The following is a 286-nucleotide window of genomic DNA, read 5'->3' as shown; positions in this document are numbered from 1 at the left end:
CGATATACACTCCTTGTTTGTATTAATTTAATATGGAACGAAGCGGTTGACCCTTATGCAAAGTCTGCGACGATAAATGGAAAATACGGCGTCGTTATCGATTTGGAAAAAACGAATGTGACAAAACGAGTAGAATTATCACCATTACAGTCAATGACAGAGGCCATATTGTATGAACTGCATATTCGTGACGCTACTATTCACCCAAACAGTGGGGTGAATAAGAAAGGAACATATAAAGGGCTAATGGAAGAGGAGACAGTAGGGCGAAATGGGACATTAACAG

The 286-nt window shown here is 39.9% G+C and carries 1 pseudogene; it reads left to right on the top strand.

Annotated features, from left to right (window positions below):
- Window positions 1-286, top strand: a pseudogene (locus SB775_RS28795) (type I pullulanase); the annotation flags it as partial.

Source organism: Peribacillus sp. SIMBA_075, assembly GCF_046534585.1.
This window is presented reverse-complemented; position numbering and strand designations above follow the sequence as displayed.